Origin of the sequence: Sinisalibacter lacisalsi, assembly GCF_014640115.1 — a bacterium.
Classification (GTDB): domain Bacteria; phylum Pseudomonadota; class Alphaproteobacteria; order Rhodobacterales; family Rhodobacteraceae; genus Sinisalibacter; species Sinisalibacter lacisalsi.
Window position 1 is genome coordinate 143843 of sequence record NZ_BMGI01000002.1, and the last position, 25640, is coordinate 169482.

The window sequence follows — 25640 nt, forward strand, 5'->3', positions numbered from 1 at the left end:
AAGGCCCAGTCTCGCGCGGAGCTTGCCCGGATCGCGTCGGAGGTCCGCGGCCTCAAGAGCGCGGACGGGGGGGAAGACGCCGGGACGTCGATCGTGATGATCCCACTGACCGAGGTTCTCGCGCCGCGCGACGTGCCGTTGCGCGGTGACGAGCGGGAGGATGACGCGGATGGAGGCTAGGATCATCTGGCAACCGCATTCCCGCCAGGCCGAGTTCCTGGCGGCCGACGAGGCGGAGGTGCTCTACGGCGGCGCCGTCGGGGGCGGCAAGACCGATGCGCTTCTGGTCGATGCGCTCTGTCTTGGTCACCCGAGCGGCGGCGTGCAGCATCCCAAACATGCGGCGGTCATTCTGCGCCGGTCGAAGCCGGAGCTCCAGGAGCTGATCGTGCGCGCAAATGCGCTCTACCCGGCGATCATCCCCGGCGCGATCTACCGAAAGTCGGAGTATTGCTGGTTTTTCCCCAGCGGCGCGCGGGTGGAGTTCAACCACGTGCGTGACGGCCAGGACGCGCAGCGCTTCAAGGGGCGGCAGTGGAATTACATCGGGTTCGACGAGCTGACGCTGTTTGCCGAGCAGGTCTGGCGGGTCCTGTCGACGCGCTGTCGCACCTCCGCGCCGGAGTTGGCCCTGTACATGCGCGCGACCACGAACCCCGACGGGCCGGGCCAGGCCTGGGTGATGAGGTATTTCGGGATCGGGGAGGATGGCGGGGCGGTGCGCCGGGAGATCGAGGTGATCGACAAGGCGCGCGGGGTCCGGTCCAGGCTCTACCGGCGCTTCATCCCGGCGCGGTTGCAGGACAATCCCACGCTTGATGAGACCGGCTACCGCAAGAACCTGCTCATGCTGCCGCCGGCCGAGCGCGCGGCTCTTCTCGAGGGGCGCTGGCAGCCGTCCCTGCCGGAGGGGGCGTACTACGCCGGGGAGATGGAGCGCCTCTCGCGCGAGGGGCGGCTCTGTGCGGTGCCTTACGACCCGGGCCTGCCGGTCAACACCTTCTGGGATCTCGGCATGAACGACCAGACCGCGATCTGGTTCCACCAGCGGGTTGGAAGCGAGGACCGTTTCATCGACTGTTACGAGGCCAGCGGCGAAAGCCTCGAGCATTATGCCCAGATCCTCCTCGCGCGCGGCTACAACCTCGGCGGCGTGCATTACCTGCCGCATGACGCCGAAGTGCGCAGCCTGCATACCGGCAAGACCAACCGCCAGATGCTCGAAGAGCTGCTGCCGGGGCTGGTGTTCGACGTCGTGCCGCGGGTGAGCGGTCTGCTTGCCGGCATCAACGCCACCCGCCTCAAGCTCGGCGGCAAGGTGTATTTCGACAAGGAGAAGACCGCGTTCGGCATCGAGGCGCTGCGCAACTACCGCAAGGCCTTCGATCCCCGCCAGGAGGTGTTCCGCGATCGTCCCGTGCGCGACCGCCACACCCATTTTGCCGATGCCCTGCGCCAATGGGGCCAGATCGACGGGCCGGCAGGTCCGCTCGCGCCCGGCAAGCGCCGGCGCTCGCGCCCCGGCGCGATGGCGGTCTGATCCGCCACGCTCTTTGACAATTGAATAAGTTCAAGGCGACCTCAGGCGCCCGACCGGCGCGCGCAGCGTTCGAGATGGCGCAGCGCGCCGGTCGGGTGCGGGGGCGCGCGCGCCCCCGCCGGGCGTCCTCCGTCCGTCCGGTCCGCTCGGGGCCGAGGCGCGCGTCACAGGCGACAGACGGGATCCTTTTTTGCGAAACGAAGCTGGAATATCCCCCAAATATCAGCGGTCCTTCCCGCCCGAGGACCAGACCGACGCCGGGGTGCGGCCCCGTCGCGAACGATACCGCCTGCCTTCAGGTCGCGAAGTGGTCGGCCGACAACGCCAACCCGCAAATGCGTGATTGATCACGGCAAAGGCCCGGCAACCGGCTCGAGCGCGCGGCTCGTCAGAGCACGAAAAGCAACACGCAGCCCAGGCGCGCGGCGTGCCGTTGCTCTGTGTCGGTGATGATTTTGCGAGGACGGATGGTGTGAGCGCCCTGCGACGCGTGTCGCCCTGAGCGGTCTTGCATGCTTTCGGGCCGCCGCGGTCGCGCTTGCCCGGATCCCTTCGCATCTGTGTGGGGTCGCGCGGTGTCAAGTGTCCGACGATGCGTGGACGCGTCAGGGCAACCTCATCTGCTTTCGACGAGAGGTGAGACGCCGGGGCGACGGCGTATTACAGGACCATGAGTTGTGACCTACATGTTGTACAACACGGTGAGGGCATCCATGTAGATCGCCATTGCCGAAGCCAAGGCCAATCTGGCCGAACTCATTCGCCGCGCGCAAGCGGGGGAGGAAATCGAGCTGACACGCTTTGGCCGTCTGGTCGCGCGGAACGTCGGGGCCGCGCCAAAAAAGCACCCGGGCCCTTGAGGACTTGCAGCGTCAGGTGCAGATCATGCCGCTTGCCTTCGACTTCGTGCAATCCAGGTTCATCAGGAAATTCATGGCCGATTTCGCCCGGGAGTACCGCGATCTCGCGGATCAGTTGCGGTGGCTCGATCGCTACCAGCGCGAGGCGGAGGCGCGCCGGCGCTGGATCGCGGTCTCGCAAGGTCAAATTCCCGAAACGAAGCCAGACAAAACTTGAACGTGAATATGACAAAGCCCGGTAACGCCCATGGCCGTTCGTGCCCCATGACGGCAAAGACGACGTTGAGCCGGCCTTACTCTACCAGATCATCGAGCGCGACGCCCAGGGCACCCGCCAATGCGCGTAAGGTTGCGATTGAGCCTTTTTTGCGGCCGGTCTCGATTTCGGCCACGGTCACGCGGTTCACACCCGCCTTTTCGGCGAGTGCTGCCTGCGTTAGGCCGCGCAGGTCGCGATAGACGCGCAGGGGGCTTTCGCCATTCAGCAGGCGGTTCACATAGTACGCTGGGATCAGCTCGTCCTTACCTGCGGCCAGAGCCACCTTGGCCCGGTCGTAGGTCTGGAGGTCAGCCAGATCCTCGGCCGCGGCCCGCAGGCGGTCATATTCTTCGCGGGGAATTGTCACCATCTCGTTCATGTCATGCCCTTTCAGTCATAGATGCCGCTGCGGGGACCGATATCCAGGATTGCCAGTACGTTGCCCTGATCATCCATGATGACCCGCCAATTGCCCACCCGCAGTCGGATACCCTCTCGGCCTTTCAGGGACTTCACGTTGTTGGCCTGCGAGCCGGGGTCCTGCGCATAAGCCTCGATCTTGGAGCGGATCAGCATGGACGTGTTCGCGGGCATTCGCCTTAACGCCCTGATCGCGGCTTTCGTGTAGCTGACCTGCTTCATGATGTAGCTATGGGAGACATCTTTGGGAGAGTCAAGCGGAATGTCTCTTAGGGCGACATGCGCGGTTGACGTGCGCCGATTGCGCAAACCTTACGTGTCGATTTCTTCCGACAAGCGGCCAAATGTCCGATAACGCCTACCGCAAGGGACACAGGTGGCTGGTCTGTCAGGCGAAAGCCTGATCCGATGGGCGGCGTAGCTGCTTGAGCGCCAGCCGGGATAATGCGCTCACGCTCCGACAGGACCGGGCGCCACTTGCCGGGGTCGAATGCCGCGGCATGCCCGACCTGGTCGTATGTCGCCGACATGGCCGCCCGATCACTCTCGCCCGCATGCTCTGGTAGGTTCCTGACCCTTGACGACCCGGCACAAGGCCGCTTGGCGTTAAGGATAATGGCTTTCAACGGCGGTGCGTGAACGGGCCACGTCGGGTTCGCGCGCAACGCGCACCAGTCGGCGGCGACGCGGCCAGGCCCTGATCGGTCGGATCAGGCGGTATCGGTGGTCTTGTGAGTTATGCTGGGAAATGGGTGACGGGGTTTGAGAAGGCGGCGTATCGTGGCGGGTGCTGAAGCCTGCCATAACTTCCAAAAGGAACGATACGCCATGACCAACGATACAGACATCATCGCCCTGCGTCAGCCGGAATATGTGGATGACCCGCTGACCGAGATCGCGCGTGACGGGGCACGCCGGATGCTGGCGGCTGCGGCTGCGGGCAGAGGCCGACGCCTTCGTCGCGCAGCATGCCGAAGAGATCCTGCCTGACGGCCGCCAGCGGGTAGTCCGACACGGTTACGGGCCGGAGCGTAGCATCCAGACCGGGATCGGCGCGCTCGACGTGCAGCGCCCGAAGGTGCGCGACCGTGCCACCGATGTGCCGGCCGAGAAGAGGATCCGTTTCACCTCAGGCATCCTGCCGAGATGGGCGCGGCGCTCGCGCAGCCTCGATGCCCTGCTGCCCGTGCTTTATTTGCGCGGCATCTCGACGGGGGACTTCCAAGAGGCGCTGGCCGCAATCCTCGGGAAGGACGCGCCCAACCTGTCACCGAGTGTGATCTCGCGCCTGACCGGGGAGTGGCAGCGGGAATATGACCGCTGGCAGCGCTGGGATCTCTCGGCGCGGCGGTATGCCTACATCTGGGCGGACGGTGTTTATCTTCAGGCCCGGATGGAACCACAGGCCGAATCCATCCTGATCATTCTCGGTGCCACGCCCGAAGGAAAGAAGGAACTCGTCGGCTTCCAGGTTGGTGTGCGTGAGAGCACGCAGAGCTGGCGCGAGCTCCTGATCGACATCTAGGCCGGTGGCCTCAATGTGCCGCCCGAGATCACCGTTGGCGACGGAGCCATGGGGTTCTGGAAGGCGCTCGACGAGAACTTCCCAGGCACGCGCCATCAAAGATGCTGGGTTCACAAGACCGCGAATGTGCTGAACAAGTTCCCGAAATCCATGCAGCCGACGGTAAAGACCGATTTGCGCGAGATCTGGCAGGCGAAGACCCGCGCCGCGGCGGAAACCGCCATGGAGACCTTCGCCGAGAAATACGGCGCCAAATACGAGAAGGCACTGACCTGCCTGACCAAAAAAACGCGAGGCGCTGCTCGCCTTCTAAGACTTCCCCGCCGTGCATTGGGATCATCTACGCACCGACAACCCCATCGAAGCGTCTTTGCCACCGTTCGGCACCGGACCATGCGAACCAAGGGCGCGCTCTCGCAGAAGACGGCGAAGCTCATGGTCTTCAAGATTGCTCAGGCCGCCGCAAAGACGTGGCGGCGCCTGAAGGGTGCCAATCAGTTGCCTTTGGTCATCGAAGGCGTCACATTCACCCACGGTGTCGCCGCGAACGACACCGAAAGCCGCGCCGCCTGATCAGGCCGCGTCACCCAAATTCCCGCATAGCTCGGCGTCCTCCAGCCCGATATCCAACTCGCTCGCGGCTATTACTTCGATCCGGTACACTTTTGGATCTCCCTGTCGCGTCCGTTGCCGACTGCGCTAACCCGGTGTCCCTGTCCTTAGCCAAGATGCTCGCGCCTAGATAACCAGTAATTGGTGCGAAACTGACTGTTGCGATAGACTATCAAATCCGCACCGACCCGGACCTCTCTCGTCGGCTGCGCCACAAAGTTCTGTCCCGGTCCGACCCCGGACCTTCTACCGCCCTTGGTCTTGTCTCAAGTGCGGTGTGCTTTCATCAAGTGCGGGGACGCGATCCGCGGAGTCGGCAAGCCCGCCGTGGTGCCGAACGTTTGGTTTCTCACGGGTCAGCCGAGCAATCGATCGGCGCTGGTTTCCTTCGGTTGGAGATCCTGATCACGGTGGCAAGCGTTGATTTCATAAATTCTGACGTTGAGCGGCCGCTAACAGCCGTGCATTTGTGCAACGGGTATGGCGCTTTGGTTTTCTTGGTTTTTGCAATTGGTTCACAATTTGGGTAAACTTCGATGTTACCTTGATCTGATCAGGTCGGGAAAAAACAAAAAAAGAAACGATCACAGGCAAAAGGCAGAGCACCATGCGCACGTATCTTTCACCTCTTCTCGCGGCGGGGCTTTGCCTCGGCATGACGGGCATTGCAAATGCACAGGATTTCGACGGCGCCTATGGTGGGGCCTATGGTCGGATCAACCCCAACGGCACGTTCAACAATGATGCCTCGGTTGGGGCTTTCGCCGGTTACAACATGGACGTGGGTAACGGGATGATCATGGGCGTCGAGGGCGAACTAGATTATGATTTCAATTCCGAATGGGGAGCGCCAGGTGACGATGATCTGACAGCATCGGCGAACCTGCGGGCAGGTGTCGATGCGGGCGCGGCCTTGGTTTATGGCAAGGCCGGTGTGGGCTATTCCACGGCTGGCACTGCTGCCTGGAACGTCGGTGGTGGGGCTGATGTACCGATCGCCGATGATTATTTCATGCGTGGCGAGGTTGAACGCGCCGACCCGTTCGCGGCGGGCCTCCCGACCCGTTACAATGTCAAGGCCGGCCTTGGCCTCCGGTTCTGATCGAGGTTGCGGGCGATGGACCCTAGGGGTTCGTCGCAGGACTCGTATTGGGTTGCATGTCGGGTGATGATCCGGTGAATTCAGGGCGTAATCCGAGGTGGGCGGGCATGCACAAATCTTTTTCGACCCTGAAGAGTCTTGGTCTTGCTTTGGCCCTGGCTGGCAGCGTCGTCGCGGGGTCGCCTGCTTTCGCGGACAACGCACCAGGTCTACCGGTCTGGAGCGAGAACCCCTTCGCCCTGACGTTGTCGGACGATCTGTTCGCCAGAACCGATGAGTTGCGTTTCGAAAAGGCGACGCGCGTGTTCGGCGAGGCGATGTCGGGCATCGGCGACGAGCTTGCCGATATCGCCACCTTCCCGGTCCGCGATCCCCGGACATTCGGCGCCGCCGCGCTCGGCGTGGGCGCGCTTGTCCTCGTCGATGTGCCGCTGACCACGGCCTATCAGAAGACCCTCGTGCCGATCGGCGAGAAGCTCTCGCTGCCGCCTCTTTCGCGCAACCCATGGCTCAGCTGGATGGGGCGCGACGGCCAATACATGGTGGGTGCCGTCGCCGGCACCTACGCCTTCGGTATCCTTGCAAACGACGAGCGCGCGCAGGTTGCGGCAATGCTTTCCGGCAAGGCCCTCGCCTATTCCTATCTCACTTCGCATATCGTCCTCAAAGCCGGCTTCGGCCGCATGCGCCCCGAGCCGGACCTTGCGAATTACACCGGCCCGACCGGTGATTACAGCACCAGCCCGTTTGATTTCTTCAAGGGCAACGCGATCAATTTCCGGTCCACGACTCGCGGCACGGCGATGCCGTCGTTTCATTTCACGGCCTATTTTTCGATGGCCCGCGTCTATTCCGGTGTCTACGACAACTACCTCGTTCCCTACACGCTCGCGGGGGCACTCGCCCTGCAGTCTGCCGAAGGCCACAACCACTGGGTCTCCGACATGGTTGCGGGTGCCCTGATCGGCACCGGGATCGGCAACATTGTCCTGCGCAATTATGAAGACCGGAAGCGTGGCGGGCTGCAGGGTTCGTTCGTGCCCGTGGTGAGTTCGCGTGGCGTGGGCGGCAGGATCGACTTCTCATTCTGAGCCCGCCTGTGAGTCATAGCTTGGGAACCATTCCGCATTGGAACACTCCACCTTGGTGTGCCGACATGCCACGGAACTTTCATTCTACGGAGCCCGAATCCCGATGGATTATTGCTCTGCTTGCCTGAGATAAGAATGGGTTGTTTGAGGTGGTTGCGGCGGCGCGCATGATGCGACAGCGAGGGTTCGGGAATCCCTGGCTGAGTATTCGCCCAATCAACATAAGGCGCTTTTCCGAAACCAAATCGTTCCGCCGCGGTCGGTTTGGCTCGGCTCTCCTGTGCTCGTGCTTGCGTTGGGTCAGCTTTTCAACCCGTCTAGCCAGTCGGCGTATCGCTGCATCATCTCGATTCTTCCGTCGAGATACTGCGCCTTGTTGTAGGTGCCGCGCACCGAGCGCCCGTCGATGTGGGCAAGCTGGCGCTCGATCCAGTCCCGGTTGAAGCCCATTTCGTTCAGGTTGGTGGATGCGGTGATCCGGAACCCGTGGTGGCAATGCTCGGTGCGGGTGTCGTAGCCGAGCGCCCGCAGGGCCTTGTTCCAGGTCATGTCCAAGATGGTCTTCGTGCCGTTGCGCGGGGCCGGGAAGACGAACGGGCTTTGCCCGGCGCAGCCCTTCAACTCATCCAGCAGCGCGACCGCTTGCCGGGGCAGGGGGACGAGGAACTCGAAAGCCCGGATCCCGTTCTCCCCTTTCATCCGGTCGGCCGGAACTTCCCACATCGGCACTTCGTAATCCGCCTCGTTGATTTCCGCCCATGTCATGCCGCGCAGCATGGCGTTCCTCGGGAACAGGTAGGCGGAGAGGAGAAGGCCGAGCCGGGCCTGGGGGCTGCCGCGGTAACCCCGGATGGATTGCAGGAGGTCAGCCACGTCAGCCGGGTTGGTGAAGCCCGGGAAATGGCCGCGCCTGCGCTTCGGCATGGCGCGCAGGACGACCCGGGCCGGGTTCGCGTTGGGGTATCCCTTGGCGGAGAAAAAGTCGAACATGTCGGCCGCGCGCGCCCGGATCTCGTGCGCGGTCTCGATCTTCCCCGACCTGACGTAGGGGTCCACCATGTCCAGCACGTCCTGCGCGGTGATCTTGCCCACCGGCTTCGCGCGTAAGGCGTCAATCGTCACGTCGATCTGGCGTCCGACTTTGCGCACCGTGCTCGGGTGGGGGGCCTCCGCGAAACGGAAGGTGCGGTAGTCCTCGGCCAGCACCGACCAGGCGTCCGCCCGGGCACGCGCGGTTCGGCCTTCCGGGCGGGCGCGGTGCACCGTCGCCGGGCGGCCGCCCTTGACGACAGGCAGGGTGCGGGGATCCACGCCCTCGTCGAGCGCGGCAAGCACCCGGGCGCGGGCGCTGCGGGCCTGGCGCAGCGAGACCTCGGGATACGGCCCGACCTTGAGTGTCGGCTGAGAGCCCTCGAAGCGGCACTTGATTCGGAAGGTCTTCGCCCCCGTCGGTGCGACCTCCAGGTACAGACCCCCGCCGTCGGATATGCGGCGGAGCTTGTCAGACGGGCGGGCGTTGCGGACATCGGATTCAGTGAGTTTCATCTGTTCAGCCTGCTATCAACTTTTGAGTTAGAAAACGCTTTCGAGAATCGAACTTGTCAAGGCGGCCTGGGGTAAGAACCCGAAATCTTACCCCAAAACCAACCAAAAGGTGAAACATTAATATAATATGAATTAATTAACGTATGGATGAATATTGCGTTTTGACAGGTACTTGACCGGCATTTTTTTGTGAATTTTGGGGCAAATTGGAGCGGGTAGCGGGAATCGAACCCGCGCGTTCAGCTTGGGAAGCTGACAGGCTACCATTACATCATACCCGCCTGTTGCGATGGCAATTAATCAATGGCGCGGGCGCGGTCAAGAAGATCCGGTGCGTCCTTGGTGCGCTTTGCGTCGGCGCGCCGCGCGGTGGCGGCCTCACGCCACCGGGGCGTCTTCGAGCAGGTGGCAGGCGGCGGTGCCGGTGGCCGTCGGGCGGGAGAGCGGGATCTCGCGTTTGCACCGCTCCATCACGTGCGGGCAGCGCGGGTGGAAGGCGCAGCCCGATGGCGGGTTGATCGGGTTGGGGATCTCGCCGGTCACCGGCGTGCGCCGGCGCCCCGACAGGGCGAGGTCGGGCACCGCGTCGAGCAGCATCCGGGTGTAGGGGTGCTGCGGATCGGTGAACAGCCGCTTGCTGTCGGCAATCTCCACCAGCCGCCCGAGGTAGAGCACGCCGATCCGGTTGGCCATGTGGCGCACGACGCTGAGATCGTGGCTGATGAGCAGGTAGGTCAGGCCGAATTCGTCCTGCAGATCGCGCATCAGGTTGAGGATCTGCGCCTGCACCGACACGTCGAGCGCCGAGGTCGGCTCGTCGCAGACGATGAACTCGGGCTTCGACGAGAGCGCGCGCGCGATCGCGATGCGCTGGCGCTGGCCGCCCGAGAACTCGTGCGGGAACTTGCCCGCGTCGGTCGCCGACAGCCCGACAACCTCGAGCAGCCGCGCCACCTCGCGTTCGACCTCGGCGCCGCTGGCAATGCCGAAGGTGCGGATCGGCTCGGCGATGATCTCGCCCACCCGCCAGCGCGGGTTGAGGCTGGCGAAGGGGTCCTGAAAGATCATCTGGAAGCGACGGCGCAGGTTGCGCATGGCCGCGCCTTGCTGGATGTGCATCGGCTCGCCGTCGAAGGCGATGGTGCCGCGCGAGGGGGCGAGCAGCCCGACGATCATCTTCGCGATGGTCGATTTGCCCGACCCCGATTCACCGACGAGGGCGAAGGTTTCGCCGCGCTCGATCTCGAAGCTCGCGTCGTCGACGGCGGTGAGGAACTGCCTTTCCTCGCGCTCAAGCACGCGGTTGAGCCAGGGTTTGGAGACATCGAAATAGCGGGTCAGGCCCGCGACCTGCAGGACGGTATCAGCCATGTCGCACCTCCTCCTCGGCCGCCTCGTAGAGCCAGCAGGCCACCTCGCGGTCCGCGCCCCGCGGCAACAGCCCAGGCCGGTCGCGGCGGCAGCGCTCCATCGCGTGCGGGCAGCGCGGGTTGAAGGCGCATCCTTGCGGGATCGCGTCGAGCCGGGGCATCGAGCCGGGGATCTGGACAAGCCGGCTCGAGGTTTGGGTCAGGGTGGGGATCGAGCCCATCAAGCCCTGGGTGTAGGGGTGTTCGGCGTGCTGGATCACGTCGCGCACCGGGCCGATCTCAGCCAGCCGCCCGGCATAGAGCACGGCCACGCGGTCGGCGGTTTCGGCGATCACGCCCATGTCGTGGGTGATCAGCATCACCGAGGCGCCACGCTCGGCGCAGATTTCCTTGAGCACGTCGATGATCTGGGCCTGCACCGACACGTCGAGCGCGGTGGTGGGCTCGTCGGCGATCACCAGTTCCGGCTCGGCCGCGAGCGCGAGCGCGATCACCACACGCTGGCGCATGCCGCCGGAGAAATGGTGCGGGTAGTCGTTGATCCGCCGCGCGGCGGCGGGAATACCGACCCGGTCGAGCAGGGCCACGGCGCGCTCGCGCGCCTCGCGGTCGTTGCAGTCGATATGGGTGCGGATGGTTTCGATCAGTTGCTCGGCCACGGTGTAGAGCGGGTTCAGGCTGGTCAGCGGATCCTGGAACACCATGCCGATGCGCTTGCCGCGAATGCGGCGCATCGGCTCGGCGGCGAGGCTGTCGATCCGTTCGCCGCGCAGCAGGATTTCACCGCCCGCGATGCGGCCCGGCGGCTCCAGCAGGCCGATGATCGCGGCGCCGATCAGCGATTTGCCGGCGCCGGATTCGCCCACCATGCCCAGCACCTCGCCCTCGGCGATGTCGAACGACACCTTGTCGATGGCGCGCAGCGTGCCGCGCCGGGTGGGAAACTCGACCACGAGGTCGCGCACGGAAAGAAGCGGGGGCGTGGTCATCAGCGCAGCCTCGGGTTCAGGGCGTCGCGCAGCCAGTCGCCCAGCAGGTTGACCGAGAGCGCCAGCGCCAGCAGCGTGATCGAGGGGAACAGCAGGATCCACCATTCGCCGGAGAACAGGAAGCCCTGGCCGATGCGGATCAATGTGCCGAGGCTGGGCTGGGTCGGCGGCACGCCGACGCCGAGGAAGCTCAGCGTGGCCTCGGCGATGATCGCCAGCGCCAGCCCGATGGTGGCGATCACCAGCACCGGACCGAGCACGTTGGGCAGGATGTGGCGCAGGACGATCTTTGCCGGATGGGCGCCGATCAGCTTGGCGGCCTGCACGTATTCCTTGTTTTTCTCCACCATCGTCGCGCCGCGCACGACGCGGGCGTATTGCACCCAGTCCGACAGCCCGATCGCGACGATCAGCACCCAGATCGCCATTTCCTCGCGGTAGGCGGGCGGGATGAAGCCGCGCGCGATACCGAAGATCAGGAGCGCCAGCAGGATCGAGGGGAAGGTGAGCTGCACGTCGGCTACGCGCATCAAAAGCCCGTCGACCCAGCCGCCGCGATAACCCGCCACCAGCCCCGCGGCGATGCCGAGCACCATGGCGAGCAGCACCGCGGCGAAGCCCACGAAGAGCGAGATCCGCGCGCCGTAGAGGATGGTGGAAAACACGTCGCGCCCCTGGTTGTCGGTGCCCAGCCAGTAGACGTTGCCGGTGAAGGCGTTGGGCTCCATCGGCGCGCTGAAGCCGTCCATCAGGTTCAGCGTTGAGGGGTCGAACGGGTCATGCGGCGCGATCAGCGGCGCGAAGGCGGCGGCGAGGATGATCAGCAGCGAGACCGCGCCCGCCACCAGCGCCACCGGCGAGTGGCGGAAAGACCAGGCGATATCGCTGTCCCAGGCGCGGGCGAGGCGGCCGGGGGTTTTGCTTTGATCGGATAGGCTCATGGCTCTGCCCCCTAGTGCCCGGCGGTGGTGCGATCCATCCGCAAGCGCGGATCGACCACGTAATAGAGAAGATCGACGATCAGGTTGATCACCACGAAGACCAGCGCGATCAGCATCAGGTAGGCGGCCATCACCGGCACGTCGACGAAGCGCACCGAGTTGATGAACAGGGCGCCGACCCCGGGCCACTGGAACACGGTTTCGGTGATGATCGCGAAGGCGATGATCGAGCCCAGCTGCAGGCCGGTAATGGTGATCACCGGCACCAGCGTGTTCTTCAGCGCGTGGCCGAAGTTCACCGCGCGGTTGGTCAGCCCGCGGGCGCGGGCGAACTTGATGTAATCGGTGCGCAGCACCTCCAGCATCTCGGCCCGCACCAGGCGCATGATCAGGGTCATCTGGTAGAGCCCCAGCGTGATCGCCGGCAGCACGAGCGAGGCCCGGCCGCTTTCGGTCAGAAGCCCGGTGCGCCACCAGCCGCCAAGGTCGACCACGTCGCCGCGGCCGAACGACGGCAGCCATTGCAGCTCGACGGCGAAGACCCAGATCAGGAGCACGCCGATCAGGAAGGTGGGCAGCGACACGCCGATCAGCGAAACGGTCATGATCGAGCTCGACAGCCAGCCGCCCCGGCGCAGCGCGGTGTAGACCCCGAAGCCCACGCCGAGGACAAAGGCGAGGATGCCGGACACCAGCGCAAGCTCGAGCGTGGCGGGCAGGCGCGACAGGATCAGCTCCATCACCGGTTGCTGCAGGCGGTAGGAAATGCCGAAATCCCCCACCAGCGCGCGGCTGACGAAGGTGAAGAACTGGACGACGAAGGGATCGTTCAGCCCCAGCGCGTCGCGCAGTTCGGCGCGTTCGGCCAGCGTCGTTTCCTGCCCCACCATCGAGGCGATCGGGTCGCCGACGAAGCGAAACAGCGCAAAAGCCACCAGCGCAACGGTCAGCATCACGAGGATGGATTGCAACAGCCGTCGGATGATGAAGGCGATCATGGCTGAACCCCGGTTGTGGTGGCAGTGGTCATCGTTGCCGCCCTAAAGACAACGCCCGCGCGACGAAAGCCGCGCGGACGTCATGGTCACGTGCTTGTCAGTCGAAGGTGACGGTGGTCATCCGCGGCTGGTTTTCGGGGTGCACGTCGAGGTTGATGTCGTCGCGCATGGCGTAGGCCAGCACCTGGTTGTGCACGTTCAGGAAAACGCGGTCTTCCATCACCTGGTCCCAGATCTCGGCGATCACCGCGTTGCGCGCCTCGAGGTCGGTCATCGTGGCGAGCGACTCGATCTTGGCGTCGAGCTCCGGGTTGGCGTAGCGCGAGCCGTTGAACGCGCCGTAGGCACCACCGCGGCTGTGCACGAGGAAATCGAAGATATACTGGCTGTCGAAGGTCGGAACACCCCAGCCCAGCATGTAGAAATCGGTTTCCCAGTTCTCGATAAGCGGGAAGTGCAGCGAGCGGGTCTGGGCCACGAGGTTGGCCTTGATGTTGATCCGCGACAGCATGCCCACCAGCGCCTGGCAGATCGCCTCGTCGTTCAGGTAGCGATCGTTCGGGCAGTTGAGCGTGACCGAGAAGCCATCGGGATAGCCGGCCTCGGCGACGAGTTCCGCGGCGCGCTCCACGTCCGGCGACGGGAAGGCGTGCATCTCTTCGGTCCAGCCGTTCACGAAGGGCGGCAGCGGCGCGGCGGAGGGCTGCGATTCGCCCCGCATCACCACCTGGCGGATCGCCTCGCGGTCGATCACCATCGCCATCGCTTCACGCACTTCGGGCTTGGCGAAGGGGTTGTCGGCCGCGTCGGAGGAGGCCAGCTTCTCCGAGGTCATGTCGTAGGAGAAGAAGATGTTGCGGTTTTCCGGGCCGCGCACGACCTTGATGCCGTCGGTCTGCTCAAGCCGCGCGATGTCCTGCACCGGCACGTCCTGCACCACGTCGACCTCGCCCGAGAGCAGCGCGGCCACCCGGGTCGCGGCCTCGGAGATCGGGGTGTAGATGATCTCGGTGACTTCCGGCGCATCGCCCCAATGGCCCTCGAACACCTCGAGCACGGTGCGCACTTCGGGATCGCGCTCGACCAGCTTGTAGGGGCCGGTGCCGTTGGTGTTGCGCACCGAATAGGCCTCTTCGCCGGCGGCGAAGTTGGGCGCGGTCTCGACGCCGTTGGCTTCGGCCCAGGCCTTTGACATGATGAAGGTGTTGGTCAGGTTCTGCACGTAGAGCGGCGCGGGGCCGGACATGCGCACGTGCACGGTGGTGTCGTCCACCGCCGTCACTTCCTCGACCGCGGCGTGCAGCGCGGCCATGCCCGAGGGCGGGGTGCGGGCGCGGTCGAGCGAGAAGACGACGTCTTCGGCGGTCATCGCGGTGCCGTCGTGGAAGGTCACGCCTTCGCGGATCTTGAACACCCAGACGCTGTCGTCCTCTTCGCTGATGCCCCATTCGGTGGCGAGGCGGGGCAGGAGCTTGCCGTCAACGTCGCGGCCCACGAGGGTTTCGTAGATGTGGTGGTTGAGGGTATGGGTCGGCCCCTCGTTCTGGCTGTGCGGGTCCATCGTCAGCGCATCGCCGACGCGCGCCCAGCGCAGGGTTTCGGCGCTTGCCGCGCTGGTCAGCGCCAGCGACACCGCCGCCGCGCCGAGCATCAGCCGCGAGCGCGGCATCTTCAGAATGTGGTGCATGGACATTTCTGTCTCCCTGTTTAGGTTTCGTTTCCCCGGCCTCGAGGAGCCGGTTGGAGCATGGGTTGAGGTTCGAGAGATCTGATCAAGGAGTCAATTCCTTTTCAAACCGGTCCTCACGGTTCCGTTAGGTGAACCGGGCGCCGCCTGTCCGCCTCAGCCGTTCGGCGCGCCGCCGTAGGTCCGCTCGTCCAGCGGGCTGGCGTCGATCAGGGCGTGAAAACGGGCCAGCAGCGCGGCCTCGGCGGCGGCCAGTTTGCGGCGCGGGTTCGACAGCAGGAAGATGTCGATCGCGGGCAGGCGGGTCATCGGCGGCAGCTGGCGCAGGAGGCCCAGTTTCACGTCGCGCGCGGCAACGTGAACGGGCAGGGCGCCGATGCCGATATTGGCGATGATCATGCGGCGAATCTCGGGCAGGTTGGCCGAAACACCGCGCAGCCCCGGCGCCAGTTTCGCCCGTTCGCGCAGCCGCGTGACGGCGTCGAGCGGCCCGCCGTCGAGCTCGGTCTGGAACGAAACCGAAGCCTCGCCGCGCAGATCGGCCATGGCGATCTCGGGCTTTTCGAACAACCGGTGGCGCGGGCCGCAGTAGAGGCCGAAATACTCGCGGTAGAGCACGCGCGCGTCGAGCGTCTTGGGCGACGCCCGCAGCAGGCAGATGCCGAAGCTCGCGCGGTTCTGCTCGATCAGCCCCACCACCTCGGTGCTCTCGGCGACCACGACCGAGAAGGTCACCTTGGGGTTTTCCTGCGCGAAGACTTCGAGCACGCCGTCGACATGGGGGCTGACCACGTGGCTCGCGGTGACGATGCTGATATGCCCGGTCATCTCCTCGCCGCCGGCCTGCAGCAGCGCCGGGATCTGCGAGACCGATCCGAAGATGGTGGAGCACTCCGAGTAGAGCACGCGGCCGGCCTGGGTGACACGGAAACCGTTGGGTTTGCGCTCGACGAGGCGCTGGCCAACGCTGTCTTCGAGCCGCTTCAGCGCGCTCGAGATCGTCGGCTGCTTGAGCCCGAGGAAGGTGGCGGCGCGGGTGACGCCGCCTTGTTCGACCACCACCATGAAGGTGCGCAACAGGTTCCAGTCGAGGGTCCAGGGAAAGCGTTGCTCGTAGGGACGCAGCATTGATATCGTCTATGTTGGAAATTTCGATTATCTATTTGCATGATGGTTGAGACCATGCAAGCGTTTCCCGCAGGGCGCGCGCCGGACGATTGTCGCGATGGTGCGGGCCGAAAGAACAACCAACGCGACCGACATGGGAGATACATATGACTACGCGTAGAACACTTGTGAAATCGGTGGCCGCGGCGGGGATCGCCGCCATGGGCCTTGGCCTGGCCTCCGTTGCCGTTGCCGAGGAACTCGACACGATCAAGGAAAAGGGCGTGTTGCGCATCGCCATGAGCGGCGCTTACCCGCCGTTCAACTTCGTCAACGACCAGAACGAGGTCGTCGGCTTCGACCCGGCGATCGGCGTCGAGATCGCCAAGCGCATGGGCCTCGAGGCCGAGATCATCACCACCAACTGGGATGGCATCATCGGCGGGCTGCTCGCCAACAAGTACGACGCGATCGTCGGCTCGATGACGATCACCGAGGAGCGCGACGAAGTGGTCGATTTCGTCGGCCCCTACTACACCACCAAGCGGGCCATCTTCACCAAGCCCGGCAGCGAATTCACCTCGATTGATCAGCTCGGTGATGCCGAGGTCGGCGTGACGCTCGGCGAGACCCACGAGGAATGGGCGCGCGAGCGGGGCTGGAGCGTGCGCACCTACAAGGGCCTGCCCGAGCTTCTGCTCGAACTCGAAAACGGCCGCGTCGACGTGATCGTGAACGATTCGATCGCCGCGATCCTCGCGATGGGCGAGAAGGGCCAGGAATTCGAGACGATCGAGTTCGAGACCGAGGAGTTCGGTGCCGGCATCGCGATCCGCGAAGGCAACCCGGCGCTGGCCGCCGAGATGCAGGCCGCGCTCGACGCGATGATGGAAGACGGCACCTACGTCGACATCGCGATGGAATGGATCGGCGCCGACATCCGCTGAGCCAGCTTCTTCGGCCCGCCGGGCACCCCGGCGGGCCGCCACTTCTCCGACATGGCGGTAACATGACCTCTCAGTATGGCAAACTGACCTGGGAACAGGTGCGCGACGCCGACAAGGATCGCGTGGTGATTCTCAACGTCTCGGCAACCGAGGACCACGGGCCCCACATGCCGCTCGACACCGATACCGTGCTCGGCATGGCGGTGGCCAACGGCGTGGCCGAACTCGCGCCCGACGAGGTTTTCGTGATGCCGCCGATCGCCTACGGCTTCAACGAGCACCACAAGGATTTCCCGGGCGTGATCTGGATCCAGCCCGAAACCCTGATCGCCTTCGTCACCGACGTGACCAAATCGCTCGCCCATCACGGCTTCCGCCGCATCCTCCTGCTCAATTCGCACGGCTCGAACCACCCGGTGCTCGATCTCGCCGCGCGCAAGACGGTGATCGAGACCGAGATCATCTGCGTTTCGGCGTCCTACTGGAACCTTTGTGCCGACCGGATCAACGAGCACCGCAAGTCGGATATCGGCGGCATCGCCCATGCCGGCGAGTTCGAGGCGGCGATGTATGCCCATCTCGAGCCCGAGCACGTCAACCTCGACAAGGCGGCGAACCAGAACCTGCACGATCCCGACAGCCGTTTCTTCAACCTCGATCTGGCACGGGGCGGCGGCAAGGCGATGCTGATGCGCTGGTGGTCGGCGGTGTCGCCCGACGGCACCATGGGCGACCCGACGGTGGCCGACCCGGAAACCGGCGCGGCCTTCCTGCGCGCCGCGATCGAGGAAACCACCGCGCTGGTGCGCGAGATCCGCGCGCTGCCGATACTGCCGCGCAAGGACCACCACTAGGAGACCGCCTGATGGACATCGATCTGATGATGCGGGTCTATCCCTTCTTCCTCAAGGCGGCCTGGGTCACCGTCCAGCTTTCGATTTATACCGCGATCCTCGGCCTTGCCTGCGGGGCGCTCGGTGCCTCGATGCGGCTCTCGCGCCTCGCCGTTCTGCGCTTTCTCGGCGCCGCCTACGTGAGCGTGTTCCGCGGCACGCCGGCGCTGATCCAGCTTTTCATCCTCTATTTCGGCGGGCCGCAGATCGGCATCCAGCTCAACGCCTTCGAGGCCGGGGTGATCGGGCTCGGCGTCAACATCGGCGCCTACATGACCGAAACCATCCGCGGCTCGATCATCGCCATCGACAAGGGCCAGCGCGAGGCCGCCCGCACGCTGGGCCTGAGCGGCTGGCAGGCGATGCGCAAGGTGATCCTGCCGCAGGCGGCGCGGCTGATGATCCGCCCGCTCGGCGTCAACATCAACGCGCTGATCAAGGGCACGGCGCTGGTGGCGGCGATTTCGGTGGTGGAACTGACCTACACCGCGCAGCGCTACATCGGCTCGACCTACAAGCCGTTCGAGATGTTCCTGCTCTCGGGCGTTCTCTACATGATCATCATCTACGGCACCGGTCAGGCCATCAAGTGGCTCGACCGCAGGGCGCGGATCGTATGAGCCGCGCGCGTCACAAGGGAGGCCGCCATGGGTCTTGATTTCACCGTTGTCCCCGGCTACCTCGACATCATCCTGCTCGGGGTGGTCTGGACCATCGCGATCACCCTCGGCGCGGCAATCCTGAGCTTCTTCGGCGGCATCTTCTTCGCCGTGATCGCGCTCTACGGCCCCTGGTTCGTCCGGCTGCCGTTCCGCGCCTTCGAGTGGCTGTTCATGGGCACGCCGCTGCTCCTGCAGCTGTTCCTGATCTACTTCGGCCTCGTCCAGATCGGCATTGACCTTCCCGCTTTCGTGGCCGGGGTGATCGGGTTGGGTCTGCACTTCGCGGTCTACAACTCCGAGCTGATCCAGACCGCGATCATCGCCGTCGACCGCGGCCAGATGGAGGCGGCGCGCACGCTCGGGCTTTCGCGCGGGCAAGCGCTGCGCAAGGTGGTGGTGCCGCAGGCGGTGCGCGATGTGATCCCGCCGATCGGCAACAACATGATCGCGCTGCTCAAGGACTCGGCGCTGGTTTCGGTGATCGGGGTGTCGGAGCTGACGCTCTCGGCCCAGCGCGCGATCGGCAACACCTACCGGCCGTTCGAGTTCTACGTCGTCGCCGCCGCTTTCTACTACGTCATCAACCTCGGCATGGAATGGGTGCTGCGCCGGATCGAGCGCCGCGTCCAGGCCGCCCGCTGAGCGAAGGAAGAACTCACCATGACCGACGACCAGACACCCTTCCTCGATATCCGCAACGCCCAGAAGAGCTACGGCGACCTCGAGGTGCTGAAGGATATCAGCCTGCAGGTGCAGCGCGGCCAGATCGTCGCCATCATCGGCCCCTCGGGGTCGGGCAAATCGACCCTGCTGCGCGCGATCAACGATCTCGATCCGCTCACCGGCGGCGAGGTCTGGCTCGAAGACATGCAGATCAACAAGAAGCTGCCGCACCGGCAATATGAAAAGCACATCAACCAGGTGCGCCAGAACATCGGCATGGTGTTCCAGCACTTCAACCTGTTCCCGCACCTCTCGGTGCGCGGCAACGTCACGCTGGCGCCGAAGATGCTCAAGGGCCTGTCGGATGCCGAGTGCGACAAGCTCGCCGAGGAGCAGCTCGACAAGGTCGGCATGCTCGACCGGATCGACTATTACCCAAGCCAGCTTTCGGGCGGCCAGAAGCAGCGCGTGGCGATCGCCCGGGCGCTGGCGATGAAGCCCAAGGTGATGCTGTTCGACGAGGCCACCTCGGCGCTCGACCCGGAACTGGTCGAGGAGGTCAACCTGGTGATGAAGAAGCTCGCCGAGGAGCACATGACCATGGTCATCGTCACCCACGAGATGGGCTTTGCCGAGGCGGTCTGCGACCGGGTGCTGTTCATGGATCAGGGCGTGGTGGTGGAAGAGGGGCCGCCCTCGAAGATGTTCCGCAACCCCGACAACGAACGCACCCAGAACTTCCTGAAAAAACACCTCGCCAACGCCAACAGGTAACTGCCCGATGTCGAACCTATTCTACCAGTCGCGCCAGCCGCGGCCTTTTCTGGACCGTGGCGAAGGCATCTATCTCTTCGACGTGGACGGCAAGCGCTACATCGACGGCTCGTCGGGCGCGATGGTCTCCAACGTCGGCCATTCCAACCCGCGCGTGCTCGCCGCGATGCGGGCGCAGATGGACAAGGCCACCTTCGGCTACCGGCTGCATTTCCGCACCGAGGCCTCCGAGGCGCTGGCGGCGAAGACCGCCGCCCTGATGCCCGAAGGGATCGACCGGGTGTTCTTCGTCTCGGGCGGCTCCGAGGCGGTGGAGAGCGCGATCAAGCTCGCCCGGCAATATGCGCTCACCCAGGGGCAGGACAGTCGCTGGAAGGTGATCTCGCGCTTTCCCTCCTACCACGGCTGCACCCTCGGCGCGCTGGCGCTCACCGGCTACGACCCGCTGGCGCGGCCCTTCGACCCGATGATGCGCGATATGCCCAAGATCGCGGCCCCCACCACCTACCTCGACCGCGACAACCTCAGCGAAGAGGAACGCGGGCTGAAATATGCCGAGCTTCTGCGCGACGAGATCACCGCCCAGGGCCCCGACACAGTGCTCGCCTTCATCATGGAGCCGGTGGGCGGCGCTTCCACCGGCGCGCTGGTGGCGCCCGAAAGCTATTACGGCCGCATCCGCGAGATCTGCGACGAGTTCGGCATCCTCCTGATCTACGACGAGGTGATGACGGGCGCGGGGCGCACCGGCAAGTTCCTCGCCGCCGAGCATTGGGGCATCACCCCCGACATCATCGCGCTCTCCAAGGGCTTCGCCGCCGGTTATGCGCCACTCGGCGCGATGGTGGCGCGCAACGACATCGTCGAGGCGGTGCTCGATTCGGGCGGCTTCCTGCACGGCTTCACCTATGCCGGCAACCCACTCGCCTGCGCCGCCGGGCTCGCCGTGATCGACGAAATCGAACGCGCCGACCTTACCGGCAACGCCGCGCGCATGGGCGAGGTGCTGAAAGCCCGGCTCGAGGGCCTGATGGCGCGCTATGCCTTCATCGGCGACGTGCGCGGCAAGGGGCTGCTGCTCGCCTTCGAGATGGTGTCCGACCGCGACACGATGGAGCCGCTGCCGACCGCGCTCAACGCCCATTCCCGGCTGGTCGAACTCGCCTACGAGCGCGGGCTTATCATCTATTCGCGCCGCACCCGCGGCGGGATCACCGGCGACCATTTCATGATCGCGCCGCCGCTGATCATCACCGAGGCGCAGGTGGACGAGATGATGGCGATCCTCGAAGACGCGCTCGATGCCTTCGCGCTCGATGCCGGGCTGGCGGTCGCGGCATGACGGCACCGGCCGATATCCGGCCCGCGCGGCCCGACGACGCGCCCGCGATCGCCGAGATGCTGGTGCGCATGGGGGAGGATCTGAACGATCCGCCTTCCGCCACCGAGGCCAGCATCCGCGCCGATGGTTTCGGGCCGGCGGCGCGGTTCTCCACCCTGATCGCCGAGGCGGGTGGCCGCCCGGTGGGGTTCGCGCTCTATTTTCCGCATTATTCCACCACCCGCGGCGGCCCGGGGGCCTACGTGCAGGATGTCTGGACCGCGCCGGAACAGCGCGGGCAGGGGCTGGGTGCGGCATTGCTCGCCGCGGTCGCCGCGCGCGCGGCGCGCGACTGGGGCGCGGGCTATCTCGCGCTCAGCGTTCACGGCCACAACGCCGGCGCCGAACGGCTCTACGCCCGGCTCGGCTTCACCCCCGACCGCGGCCTGCGCCCGATGGCGCTGACCGGGGCGCGCTTCACCGCGCTGGCGGCGGGGGCGGTAACATGAGGCTGCCCGACAAGACTTGTGCCATCGAAGACGCCATCGCCCGCATTCCCGAGGGGGCGACGGTGATGGTGGGCGGCTTCGGCGTGCCTGGCACGCCCTTCACCCTGATCCGCGAGCTCGTTCGGCAGGGCCAGCGCAACCTCACCATCATCAAGAACGACGCCAACGAGAAGGGCATGGGGATCGACCACCTGATCGCCAACGGCCAGGTCGCGCGGCTGATCACCACCCATATCGGCCTCAATCCCCGCGCCATCGAGATGCTGAACGCGGGTCACCTCGCGGTGGAATTCAACGCGCAAGGCATCCTTGCCGAGCGGGTGCGGGCCGGGGGCGCGGGGCTGAAGGCGATCGTCACCGATATCGGGCTCGACACCGAGCTGGCCCACGGCAAGCCGCGCATCGAGATCGGCGGCCAGCCCGCGATGGTCGAAACCGCGCTGCGCGCCGATGCGGCGCTGATCCACGCCCACCGCGCGGATGTGTTCGGCAATCTCGATTACGTCGCCACCGCACGCAATTTCAATCCGCTCATGGCGATGGCCTCCGACCTGGTGATCGCCGAGGCCGAGGCGGTGATGCCGCTGGGCGACCTTGCCGCCGACGAGGTGCACACGCCGGGGCCGTTCGTCGATCACGTCGTCGGCCTCACCGAGATCAGCGAGGAATATCAGGTTGTCCGACGCCAGGCATAGAATGGTGGCCCGCGCCGCCCGCGAGATCGCGCCGGGCATGGTCGTCAACCTCGGGATCGGCTTGCCGACCAAGGTGGTGGACCATCTCGCCGCCGATTTCCCGGTCTGCCTGCACACCGAGAACGGGCTTTCGGGCATCGGCCCGACGCTGCCGCCGGAGGCCGCCAACCGTAACCTGATCGACGCCGGCGGGGCTTACGTCTCCACCGTGCCCGGCTCGGCCTTCTTCGACAGCGCGGTGAGCTTCGCCCTCGTGCGTTCGGGCCGGCTCGACCTGACCATGCTGGGCGCTTTCGAGGTGGCCGAAACCGGCGATCTGGCGAACTGGAAGATCCCCGGCAAGTTCTCGCCCGGCGCGGGCGGCGGGATCGAACTGGCGCAGAAAGCCCGGCGCGTGATCGTGCTCACCACCCATACCGACCGTGCGGGCAACCCCAAGCTCAAGGCCGCCTGCGCGCTGCCGATCACCGCGCGCGCCTGCGTCAATCGCGTATTCACCGATCTCGCGGTGATCGACATCACGCCGCAGGGTTTCGCCTTGCGCGAACTGGCCGAGGGCGTGAGCATCGCGGAAGTGACCGAGGCCACCGGCGCGGCGCTTGTGCTGCCCGATGGCGATGTTCCCACCTTCTGAGGAGCCGAGATGGACGCAGAGACCAGCAGCCGCATTCTGAAGGCCGTCGACACGCGCTTCGACGCGCAGGTGGAGTTTCTCGCGGAGTTGACCCGCCACCCGTCGACGCGCGGCAACGAGCAGGGCGCGCAGGATTTCATGGCCGCCGAGATGGCGGCGCGCGGGCTTGGCGTCGACCGCTGGCAGATCGACGTGGACGAGATCCGGCACCTGCCGGGGTTCTCCCCCGTCATCGGCCCCTACGAGGATGCGGTGAACGTGGTCGGCACGCGGGTGAGCCAGAGCGGCAAGGGCCGCTCGCTGATCCTCAACGGTCATATCGACGTGGTGCCCGAGGGGCCGCACGAGATGTGGGACAGCCCGCCGTTCGATCCCCGGGTGGATGACGGCTGGATGTATGGCCGTGGCGCGGGCGACATGAAGGCGGGGCTGGCCTCCAACCTCTTCGCGCTCGATGCGCTCGCCGCCTGCGGCTTCGGCCCGGCGGCGGATGTCTTCGTGCAGTCGGTGGTCGAGGAGGAATGCACCGGCAACGGCGCGCTGGCCTGCCTCGCGCGCGGCTACCGGGCCGAGGCCGCGCTGATCCCCGAACCCTTCGCCGAAAACCTCGTCACCGCGCAGGTGGGGGTTCTGTGGTTCCAGGTCCACCTCAAGGGGCTGCCCACCCACGTTGCCTATGCCGGCACCGGCGCCAACGCGATCGAGGCGGCGATCCCGCTGATCGCGGCGCTGCACGGGCTGGAAGACCGCTGGAACGCCGAGGAGCACCGCCACCCCGCCTTTGCCCATGTGCACCACCCGCTCAACCTCAACGTCGGCAAGATCGTCGGCGGCGACTGGACGAGCTCGGTGCCCGCCTGGTGCGTCTTCGACGTGCGCATGGGGCTGTTTCCGGGGCAGGACATGGCGGCCGCCAAGGCCGAGATCGAGGCGGTTCTGGCCGAGGCCGCGCGCGAAAACGCTTTTCTGCGCAACAGCTTGCCGGAGGTCGTGTATCACGGCTTCCAGGCCGAGGGCTATGCGCTCGGGGAGGACGAAAGCGCCACGGCGCAGGCCGCCATCGGGGCGCTGGAGGCCGCCCACGGCGCCGTCAACAGCGGCGGCGCGCTCGACCGGCTGTCGATCACCGCCACCACCGATGCGCGGTTCTTCGGCCTCTACGCCGACACGCCCGCGCTGGTCTATGGCCCCAGGGCCGAGGCGATCCACGGCTTCAACGAGCGCGTGGAACTGGAAAGCATGCGCCGGGTGACGCAGGCCACCGCCCTGTTCATCGCCGACTGGTGCGGGCTGGAACTACTCTGAAAGGACCAACCATGCGCGACGCCGTCATCGTCTCCACCGCCCGCACCCCGATCGGCAAGGCCTATCGCGGCGCGTTCAACAACCTCGAAGGTCCGGCGCTCGGGGCGCAGGCGGTGCGCGCCGCGGTGGCGCGCGCCGGCCTGGAAGGCGGCCAGATCGAGGAGGCGATCTTCGGCTCGGCGCTCACGCAAGGCTCCACCGGGGTGAACACCGCGCGCCACGTCGCCCTCGCGGCCGGGCTGCCCGCCAGCGTCGCGGCGGTGACGCTCGACCGGCAATGCGCCTCGGGGCTGAACGCCATCGCCAGCGCCGGCCACATGATCCGCGCCGAGGGCGTCGACGTGGCGCTGGCGGGCGGGCTGGAAACCATCTCGCTGGTCCAGAACAAGCACTGGAACGGCCATCGCTACCACACGCCGGGGGTGGCCGAGGGCTATTATTTCTCGATGCTCGACACCGCCGAGGTGGTGGCGGCGCGCTACGGGGTGAGCCGCGCGGCGCAGGACGCCTACGCGCTGCAAAGCCAGCGCCGCACGGCGGGCGCGCAGGCGGCGGGGCGGTTCGACGACGAGATCGTGCCGGTCGAGGCGGTGAAACTGGTGCTCGACAAGGCCACCGGCGAGGCCCGCGAGGAGCGCGTCGTTCTGGAGGCTGACGAGTGCAACCGCCCGGCCACAACGCTCGAAGGGCTCGCCGGGCTGGCCCCGGTGCAGGGCGAGGGCAAGACGGTGACGGCGGGCAACGCCAGCCAGCTTTCCGACGGTGCTTCGGCGCTGGTGGTGATGGAAGCGGGCGAGGCGGCGCGGCGCGGGCTGGAGCCCTTGGGCCGGCTCAGGGGCTTCGCCGTGGCCGGCGTGGCGCCGGAGGAAATGGGCATCGGCCCGATGGTCGCGATCCCGCGCCTTCTCAAGCGCCACGGCCTCAGCGTCGACGACATTGACCTGTGGGAGATCAACGAGGCCTTCGCCGCCCAGCTCATCCCCTGCCGCGATCACCTTGGCATTCCGGACGAGATCCTCAACGTGAACGGTGGCGCGATCTCGATCGGCCATCCCTACGGCATGTCGGGCGCGCGCATGGCGGGCCACCTGTTGCTGGAGGGCCGCAGGCGCGGGGCGAAACTCGGCGTGGTGAGCATGTGCGTCGGTGGCGGGCAGGGCGCGGCGGGGCTGTTCGAGATCTTCTGACCCG

Annotated in this window: 25 protein-coding genes, 1 tRNA gene and 1 pseudogene; 17 read left to right on the plus strand and 10 right to left on the minus strand. The window is 65.8% G+C overall.

The features are described from left to right. Positions 1-169 precede the first annotated feature (169 nt). The 3 genes from IEW01_RS06505 to IEW01_RS06515 all read left to right on the plus strand — a co-directional run bounded on the left by IEW01_RS06505 (position 170) and on the right by IEW01_RS06515 (position 2617). The gene (locus IEW01_RS06505) at positions 170-1540 is read left to right on the plus strand and encodes a terminase large subunit domain-containing protein (RefSeq protein WP_188526816.1); all 1371 of its coding nucleotides are present in this window, start codon (positions 170-172) and stop codon (positions 1538-1540) included. Positions 1541-2265: 725 nt separating this feature from the next. After that, positions 2266-2400 carry a type II toxin-antitoxin system Phd/YefM family antitoxin gene (locus IEW01_RS17815; protein ID WP_368855193.1) on the plus strand — a complete coding sequence of 45 codons (135 nt, stop codon included), beginning with the start codon at positions 2266-2268 and terminating at the stop codon, positions 2398-2400. Between the two features lie 16 nt (positions 2401-2416). After that, entirely contained in the window at positions 2417-2617 is a 201-nt protein-coding gene (locus IEW01_RS06515) for a hypothetical protein (protein WP_229738126.1), read from the plus strand. 76 nt (positions 2618-2693) lie between these two features. Here IEW01_RS06515 and IEW01_RS06520 read toward each other — a convergent pair whose 3' ends face one another. Beyond that, a complete protein-coding gene (locus IEW01_RS06520; protein ID WP_188526818.1) occupies positions 2694-3038 on the minus strand; it encodes a helix-turn-helix transcriptional regulator in 345 nt (114 codons plus the stop codon). Positions 3039-3049: 11 nt separating this feature from the next. Next, the gene (locus IEW01_RS06525; RefSeq protein ID WP_188526819.1) at positions 3050-3301 is read right to left on the minus strand and encodes a type II toxin-antitoxin system RelE family toxin; all 252 of its coding nucleotides are present in this window, start codon (positions 3299-3301) and stop codon (positions 3050-3052) included. A gap of 679 nt (positions 3302-3980) precedes the next feature. Between IEW01_RS06525 and IEW01_RS06530 the strand changes: the two are divergent. The 3 genes and pseudogenes from IEW01_RS06530 to IEW01_RS06540 all read left to right on the plus strand — a co-directional run bounded on the left by IEW01_RS06530 (position 3981) and on the right by IEW01_RS06540 (position 7409). Continuing rightward, positions 3981-5177, plus strand: a pseudogene (locus IEW01_RS06530) (IS256 family transposase). A 646-nt stretch (positions 5178-5823) separates the two neighbouring features. Further along, positions 5824-6318, plus strand: a complete 495-nt coding sequence (locus tag IEW01_RS06535; RefSeq protein WP_188526820.1) for an outer membrane protein — start codon at positions 5824-5826, stop codon at positions 6316-6318. Positions 6319-6374: 56 nt separating this feature from the next. Next, positions 6375-7409: a phosphatase PAP2 family protein gene (locus tag IEW01_RS06540; RefSeq protein ID WP_188526821.1), complete on the plus strand. Its 1035-nt coding sequence runs from the start codon at positions 6375-6377 to the stop codon at positions 7407-7409. 300 nt (positions 7410-7709) lie between these two features. Here IEW01_RS06540 and IEW01_RS06545 read toward each other — a convergent pair whose 3' ends face one another. The 8 genes from IEW01_RS06545 to IEW01_RS06580 all read right to left on the minus strand — a co-directional run bounded on the left by IEW01_RS06545 (position 7710) and on the right by IEW01_RS06580 (position 16067). Beyond that, positions 7710-8954, minus strand: coding sequence for a tyrosine-type recombinase/integrase (locus tag IEW01_RS06545; RefSeq protein ID WP_188526822.1), 1245 nt, complete (start codon positions 8952-8954; stop codon positions 7710-7712). 207 nt (positions 8955-9161) lie between these two features. Continuing rightward, positions 9162-9235: transfer RNA gene (locus tag IEW01_RS06550), tRNA-Gly, on the minus strand. Between the two features lie 97 nt (positions 9236-9332). After that, complete coding sequence (locus IEW01_RS06555; protein ID WP_188526823.1) at positions 9333-10325, minus strand: ABC transporter ATP-binding protein; 993 nt, start codon at positions 10323-10325, stop codon at positions 9333-9335. Then, positions 10318-11313 carry an ABC transporter ATP-binding protein gene (locus IEW01_RS06560; protein WP_188526824.1) on the minus strand — a complete coding sequence of 332 codons (996 nt, stop codon included), beginning with the start codon at positions 11311-11313 and terminating at the stop codon, positions 10318-10320. Before IEW01_RS06560 ends, IEW01_RS06555 begins: the two co-directional genes overlap by 8 nt. Then, positions 11313-12254, minus strand: coding sequence for an ABC transporter permease (locus IEW01_RS06565; protein ID WP_188526825.1), 942 nt, complete (start codon positions 12252-12254; stop codon positions 11313-11315). Before IEW01_RS06565 ends, IEW01_RS06560 begins: the two co-directional genes overlap by 1 nt. Before the next feature lie 11 nt (positions 12255-12265). Then, on the minus strand, positions 12266-13252 hold the full coding sequence (locus IEW01_RS06570) for an ABC transporter permease (protein WP_188526826.1): 987 nt from the start codon (positions 13250-13252) through the stop codon (positions 12266-12268). 97 nt (positions 13253-13349) lie between these two features. Beyond that, entirely contained in the window at positions 13350-14939 is a 1590-nt protein-coding gene (locus IEW01_RS06575) for an ABC transporter substrate-binding protein (RefSeq protein WP_438810818.1), read from the minus strand. A 156-nt stretch (positions 14940-15095) separates the two neighbouring features. Further along, the gene (locus IEW01_RS06580; RefSeq protein WP_188526827.1) at positions 15096-16067 is read right to left on the minus strand and encodes a LysR family transcriptional regulator; all 972 of its coding nucleotides are present in this window, start codon (positions 16065-16067) and stop codon (positions 15096-15098) included. 146 nt (positions 16068-16213) lie between these two features. Here IEW01_RS06580 and IEW01_RS06585 point away from each other — a divergent pair, with 146 nt between their 5' ends. The 11 genes from IEW01_RS06585 to IEW01_RS06635 all read left to right on the plus strand — a co-directional run bounded on the left by IEW01_RS06585 (position 16214) and on the right by IEW01_RS06635 (position 25636). Continuing rightward, positions 16214-16993 (plus strand): transporter substrate-binding domain-containing protein, encoded by a 780-nt coding sequence (locus IEW01_RS06585; RefSeq protein WP_188526828.1) that lies wholly within the window; start codon positions 16214-16216, stop codon positions 16991-16993. 62 nt (positions 16994-17055) lie between these two features. Next, a complete protein-coding gene (locus IEW01_RS06590; RefSeq protein ID WP_188526829.1) occupies positions 17056-17847 on the plus strand; it encodes a creatininase family protein in 792 nt (263 codons plus the stop codon). Between the two features lie 11 nt (positions 17848-17858). Next, a complete protein-coding gene (locus IEW01_RS06595; protein WP_188526830.1) occupies positions 17859-18506 on the plus strand; it encodes an amino acid ABC transporter permease in 648 nt (215 codons plus the stop codon). 27 nt (positions 18507-18533) lie between these two features. Next, positions 18534-19190, plus strand: a complete 657-nt coding sequence (locus tag IEW01_RS06600) for an amino acid ABC transporter permease (protein WP_188526831.1) — start codon at positions 18534-18536, stop codon at positions 19188-19190. An 18-nt stretch (positions 19191-19208) separates the two neighbouring features. Then, positions 19209-19985 carry an amino acid ABC transporter ATP-binding protein gene (locus IEW01_RS06605; protein ID WP_188526832.1) on the plus strand — a complete coding sequence of 259 codons (777 nt, stop codon included), beginning with the start codon at positions 19209-19211 and terminating at the stop codon, positions 19983-19985. A gap of 7 nt (positions 19986-19992) precedes the next feature. After that, the gene (locus IEW01_RS06610; RefSeq protein ID WP_188526833.1) at positions 19993-21327 is read left to right on the plus strand and encodes an aminotransferase family protein; all 1335 of its coding nucleotides are present in this window, start codon (positions 19993-19995) and stop codon (positions 21325-21327) included. Then, positions 21324-21815: a GNAT family N-acetyltransferase gene (locus tag IEW01_RS06615; RefSeq protein WP_188526834.1), complete on the plus strand. Its 492-nt coding sequence runs from the start codon at positions 21324-21326 to the stop codon at positions 21813-21815. The genes IEW01_RS06610 and IEW01_RS06615 overlap by 4 nt, the downstream gene beginning before the upstream one ends. Further along, positions 21812-22510 (plus strand): CoA transferase subunit A, encoded by a 699-nt coding sequence (locus IEW01_RS06620; RefSeq protein WP_188526835.1) that lies wholly within the window; start codon positions 21812-21814, stop codon positions 22508-22510. The genes IEW01_RS06615 and IEW01_RS06620 overlap by 4 nt, the downstream gene beginning before the upstream one ends. Before the next feature lies 1 nt (position 22511). Next, on the plus strand, positions 22512-23144 hold the full coding sequence (locus IEW01_RS06625) for a 3-oxoacid CoA-transferase subunit B (protein ID WP_188526836.1): 633 nt from the start codon (positions 22512-22514) through the stop codon (positions 23142-23144). A 9-nt stretch (positions 23145-23153) separates the two neighbouring features. Then, on the plus strand, positions 23154-24449 hold the full coding sequence (locus IEW01_RS06630; protein WP_188526837.1) for an ArgE/DapE family deacylase: 1296 nt from the start codon (positions 23154-23156) through the stop codon (positions 24447-24449). An 11-nt stretch (positions 24450-24460) separates the two neighbouring features. After that, positions 24461-25636 (plus strand): thiolase family protein, encoded by a 1176-nt coding sequence (locus tag IEW01_RS06635; protein ID WP_188526838.1) that lies wholly within the window; start codon positions 24461-24463, stop codon positions 25634-25636. Positions 25637-25640 lie beyond the last annotated feature (4 nt).

What these genes read in the sequence shown, in the direction of transcription:
- IEW01_RS06505 (WP_188526816.1), top strand. Translation starts at nt 170, where the DNA reads ATGGAGGCTAGGATCATCTGGCAACCGCATTCCCGCCAGGCCGAGTTC.
- IEW01_RS06520 (WP_188526818.1), bottom strand. Translation starts at nt 3,038, where the DNA reads ATGAACGAGATGGTGACAATTCCCCGCGAAGAATATGACCGCCTGCGG.
- IEW01_RS06525 (WP_188526819.1), bottom strand. Translation starts at nt 3,301, where the DNA reads ATGAAGCAGGTCAGCTACACGAAAGCCGCGATCAGGGCGTTAAGGCGA.
- IEW01_RS06535 (WP_188526820.1), top strand. Translation starts at nt 5,824, where the DNA reads ATGCGCACGTATCTTTCACCTCTTCTCGCGGCGGGGCTTTGCCTCGGC.
- IEW01_RS06540 (WP_188526821.1), top strand. Translation starts at nt 6,375, where the DNA reads ATGTCGGGTGATGATCCGGTGAATTCAGGGCGTAATCCGAGGTGGGCG.
- IEW01_RS06545 (WP_188526822.1), bottom strand. Translation starts at nt 8,954, where the DNA reads ATGAAACTCACTGAATCCGATGTCCGCAACGCCCGCCCGTCTGACAAG.
- IEW01_RS06555 (WP_188526823.1), bottom strand. Translation starts at nt 10,325, where the DNA reads ATGGCTGATACCGTCCTGCAGGTCGCGGGCCTGACCCGCTATTTCGAT.
- IEW01_RS06560 (WP_188526824.1), bottom strand. Translation starts at nt 11,313, where the DNA reads ATGACCACGCCCCCGCTTCTTTCCGTGCGCGACCTCGTGGTCGAGTTT.
- IEW01_RS06565 (WP_188526825.1), bottom strand. Translation starts at nt 12,254, where the DNA reads ATGAGCCTATCCGATCAAAGCAAAACCCCCGGCCGCCTCGCCCGCGCC.
- IEW01_RS06570 (WP_188526826.1), bottom strand. Translation starts at nt 13,252, where the DNA reads ATGATCGCCTTCATCATCCGACGGCTGTTGCAATCCATCCTCGTGATG.
- IEW01_RS06575 (WP_438810818.1), bottom strand. Translation starts at nt 14,939, where the DNA reads ATGCACCACATTCTGAAGATGCCGCGCTCGCGGCTGATGCTCGGCGCG.
- IEW01_RS06580 (WP_188526827.1), bottom strand. Translation starts at nt 16,067, where the DNA reads ATGCTGCGTCCCTACGAGCAACGCTTTCCCTGGACCCTCGACTGGAAC.
- IEW01_RS06585 (WP_188526828.1), top strand. Translation starts at nt 16,214, where the DNA reads ATGACTACGCGTAGAACACTTGTGAAATCGGTGGCCGCGGCGGGGATC.
- IEW01_RS06590 (WP_188526829.1), top strand. Translation starts at nt 17,056, where the DNA reads ATGACCTCTCAGTATGGCAAACTGACCTGGGAACAGGTGCGCGACGCC.
- IEW01_RS06595 (WP_188526830.1), top strand. Translation starts at nt 17,859, where the DNA reads ATGGACATCGATCTGATGATGCGGGTCTATCCCTTCTTCCTCAAGGCG.
- IEW01_RS06600 (WP_188526831.1), top strand. Translation starts at nt 18,534, where the DNA reads ATGGGTCTTGATTTCACCGTTGTCCCCGGCTACCTCGACATCATCCTG.
- IEW01_RS06605 (WP_188526832.1), top strand. Translation starts at nt 19,209, where the DNA reads ATGACCGACGACCAGACACCCTTCCTCGATATCCGCAACGCCCAGAAG.
- IEW01_RS06610 (WP_188526833.1), top strand. Translation starts at nt 19,993, where the DNA reads ATGTCGAACCTATTCTACCAGTCGCGCCAGCCGCGGCCTTTTCTGGAC.
- IEW01_RS06615 (WP_188526834.1), top strand. Translation starts at nt 21,324, where the DNA reads ATGACGGCACCGGCCGATATCCGGCCCGCGCGGCCCGACGACGCGCCC.
- IEW01_RS06620 (WP_188526835.1), top strand. Translation starts at nt 21,812, where the DNA reads ATGAGGCTGCCCGACAAGACTTGTGCCATCGAAGACGCCATCGCCCGC.
- IEW01_RS06625 (WP_188526836.1), top strand. Translation starts at nt 22,512, where the DNA reads ATGGTGGCCCGCGCCGCCCGCGAGATCGCGCCGGGCATGGTCGTCAAC.
- IEW01_RS06630 (WP_188526837.1), top strand. Translation starts at nt 23,154, where the DNA reads ATGGACGCAGAGACCAGCAGCCGCATTCTGAAGGCCGTCGACACGCGC.
- IEW01_RS06635 (WP_188526838.1), top strand. Translation starts at nt 24,461, where the DNA reads ATGCGCGACGCCGTCATCGTCTCCACCGCCCGCACCCCGATCGGCAAG.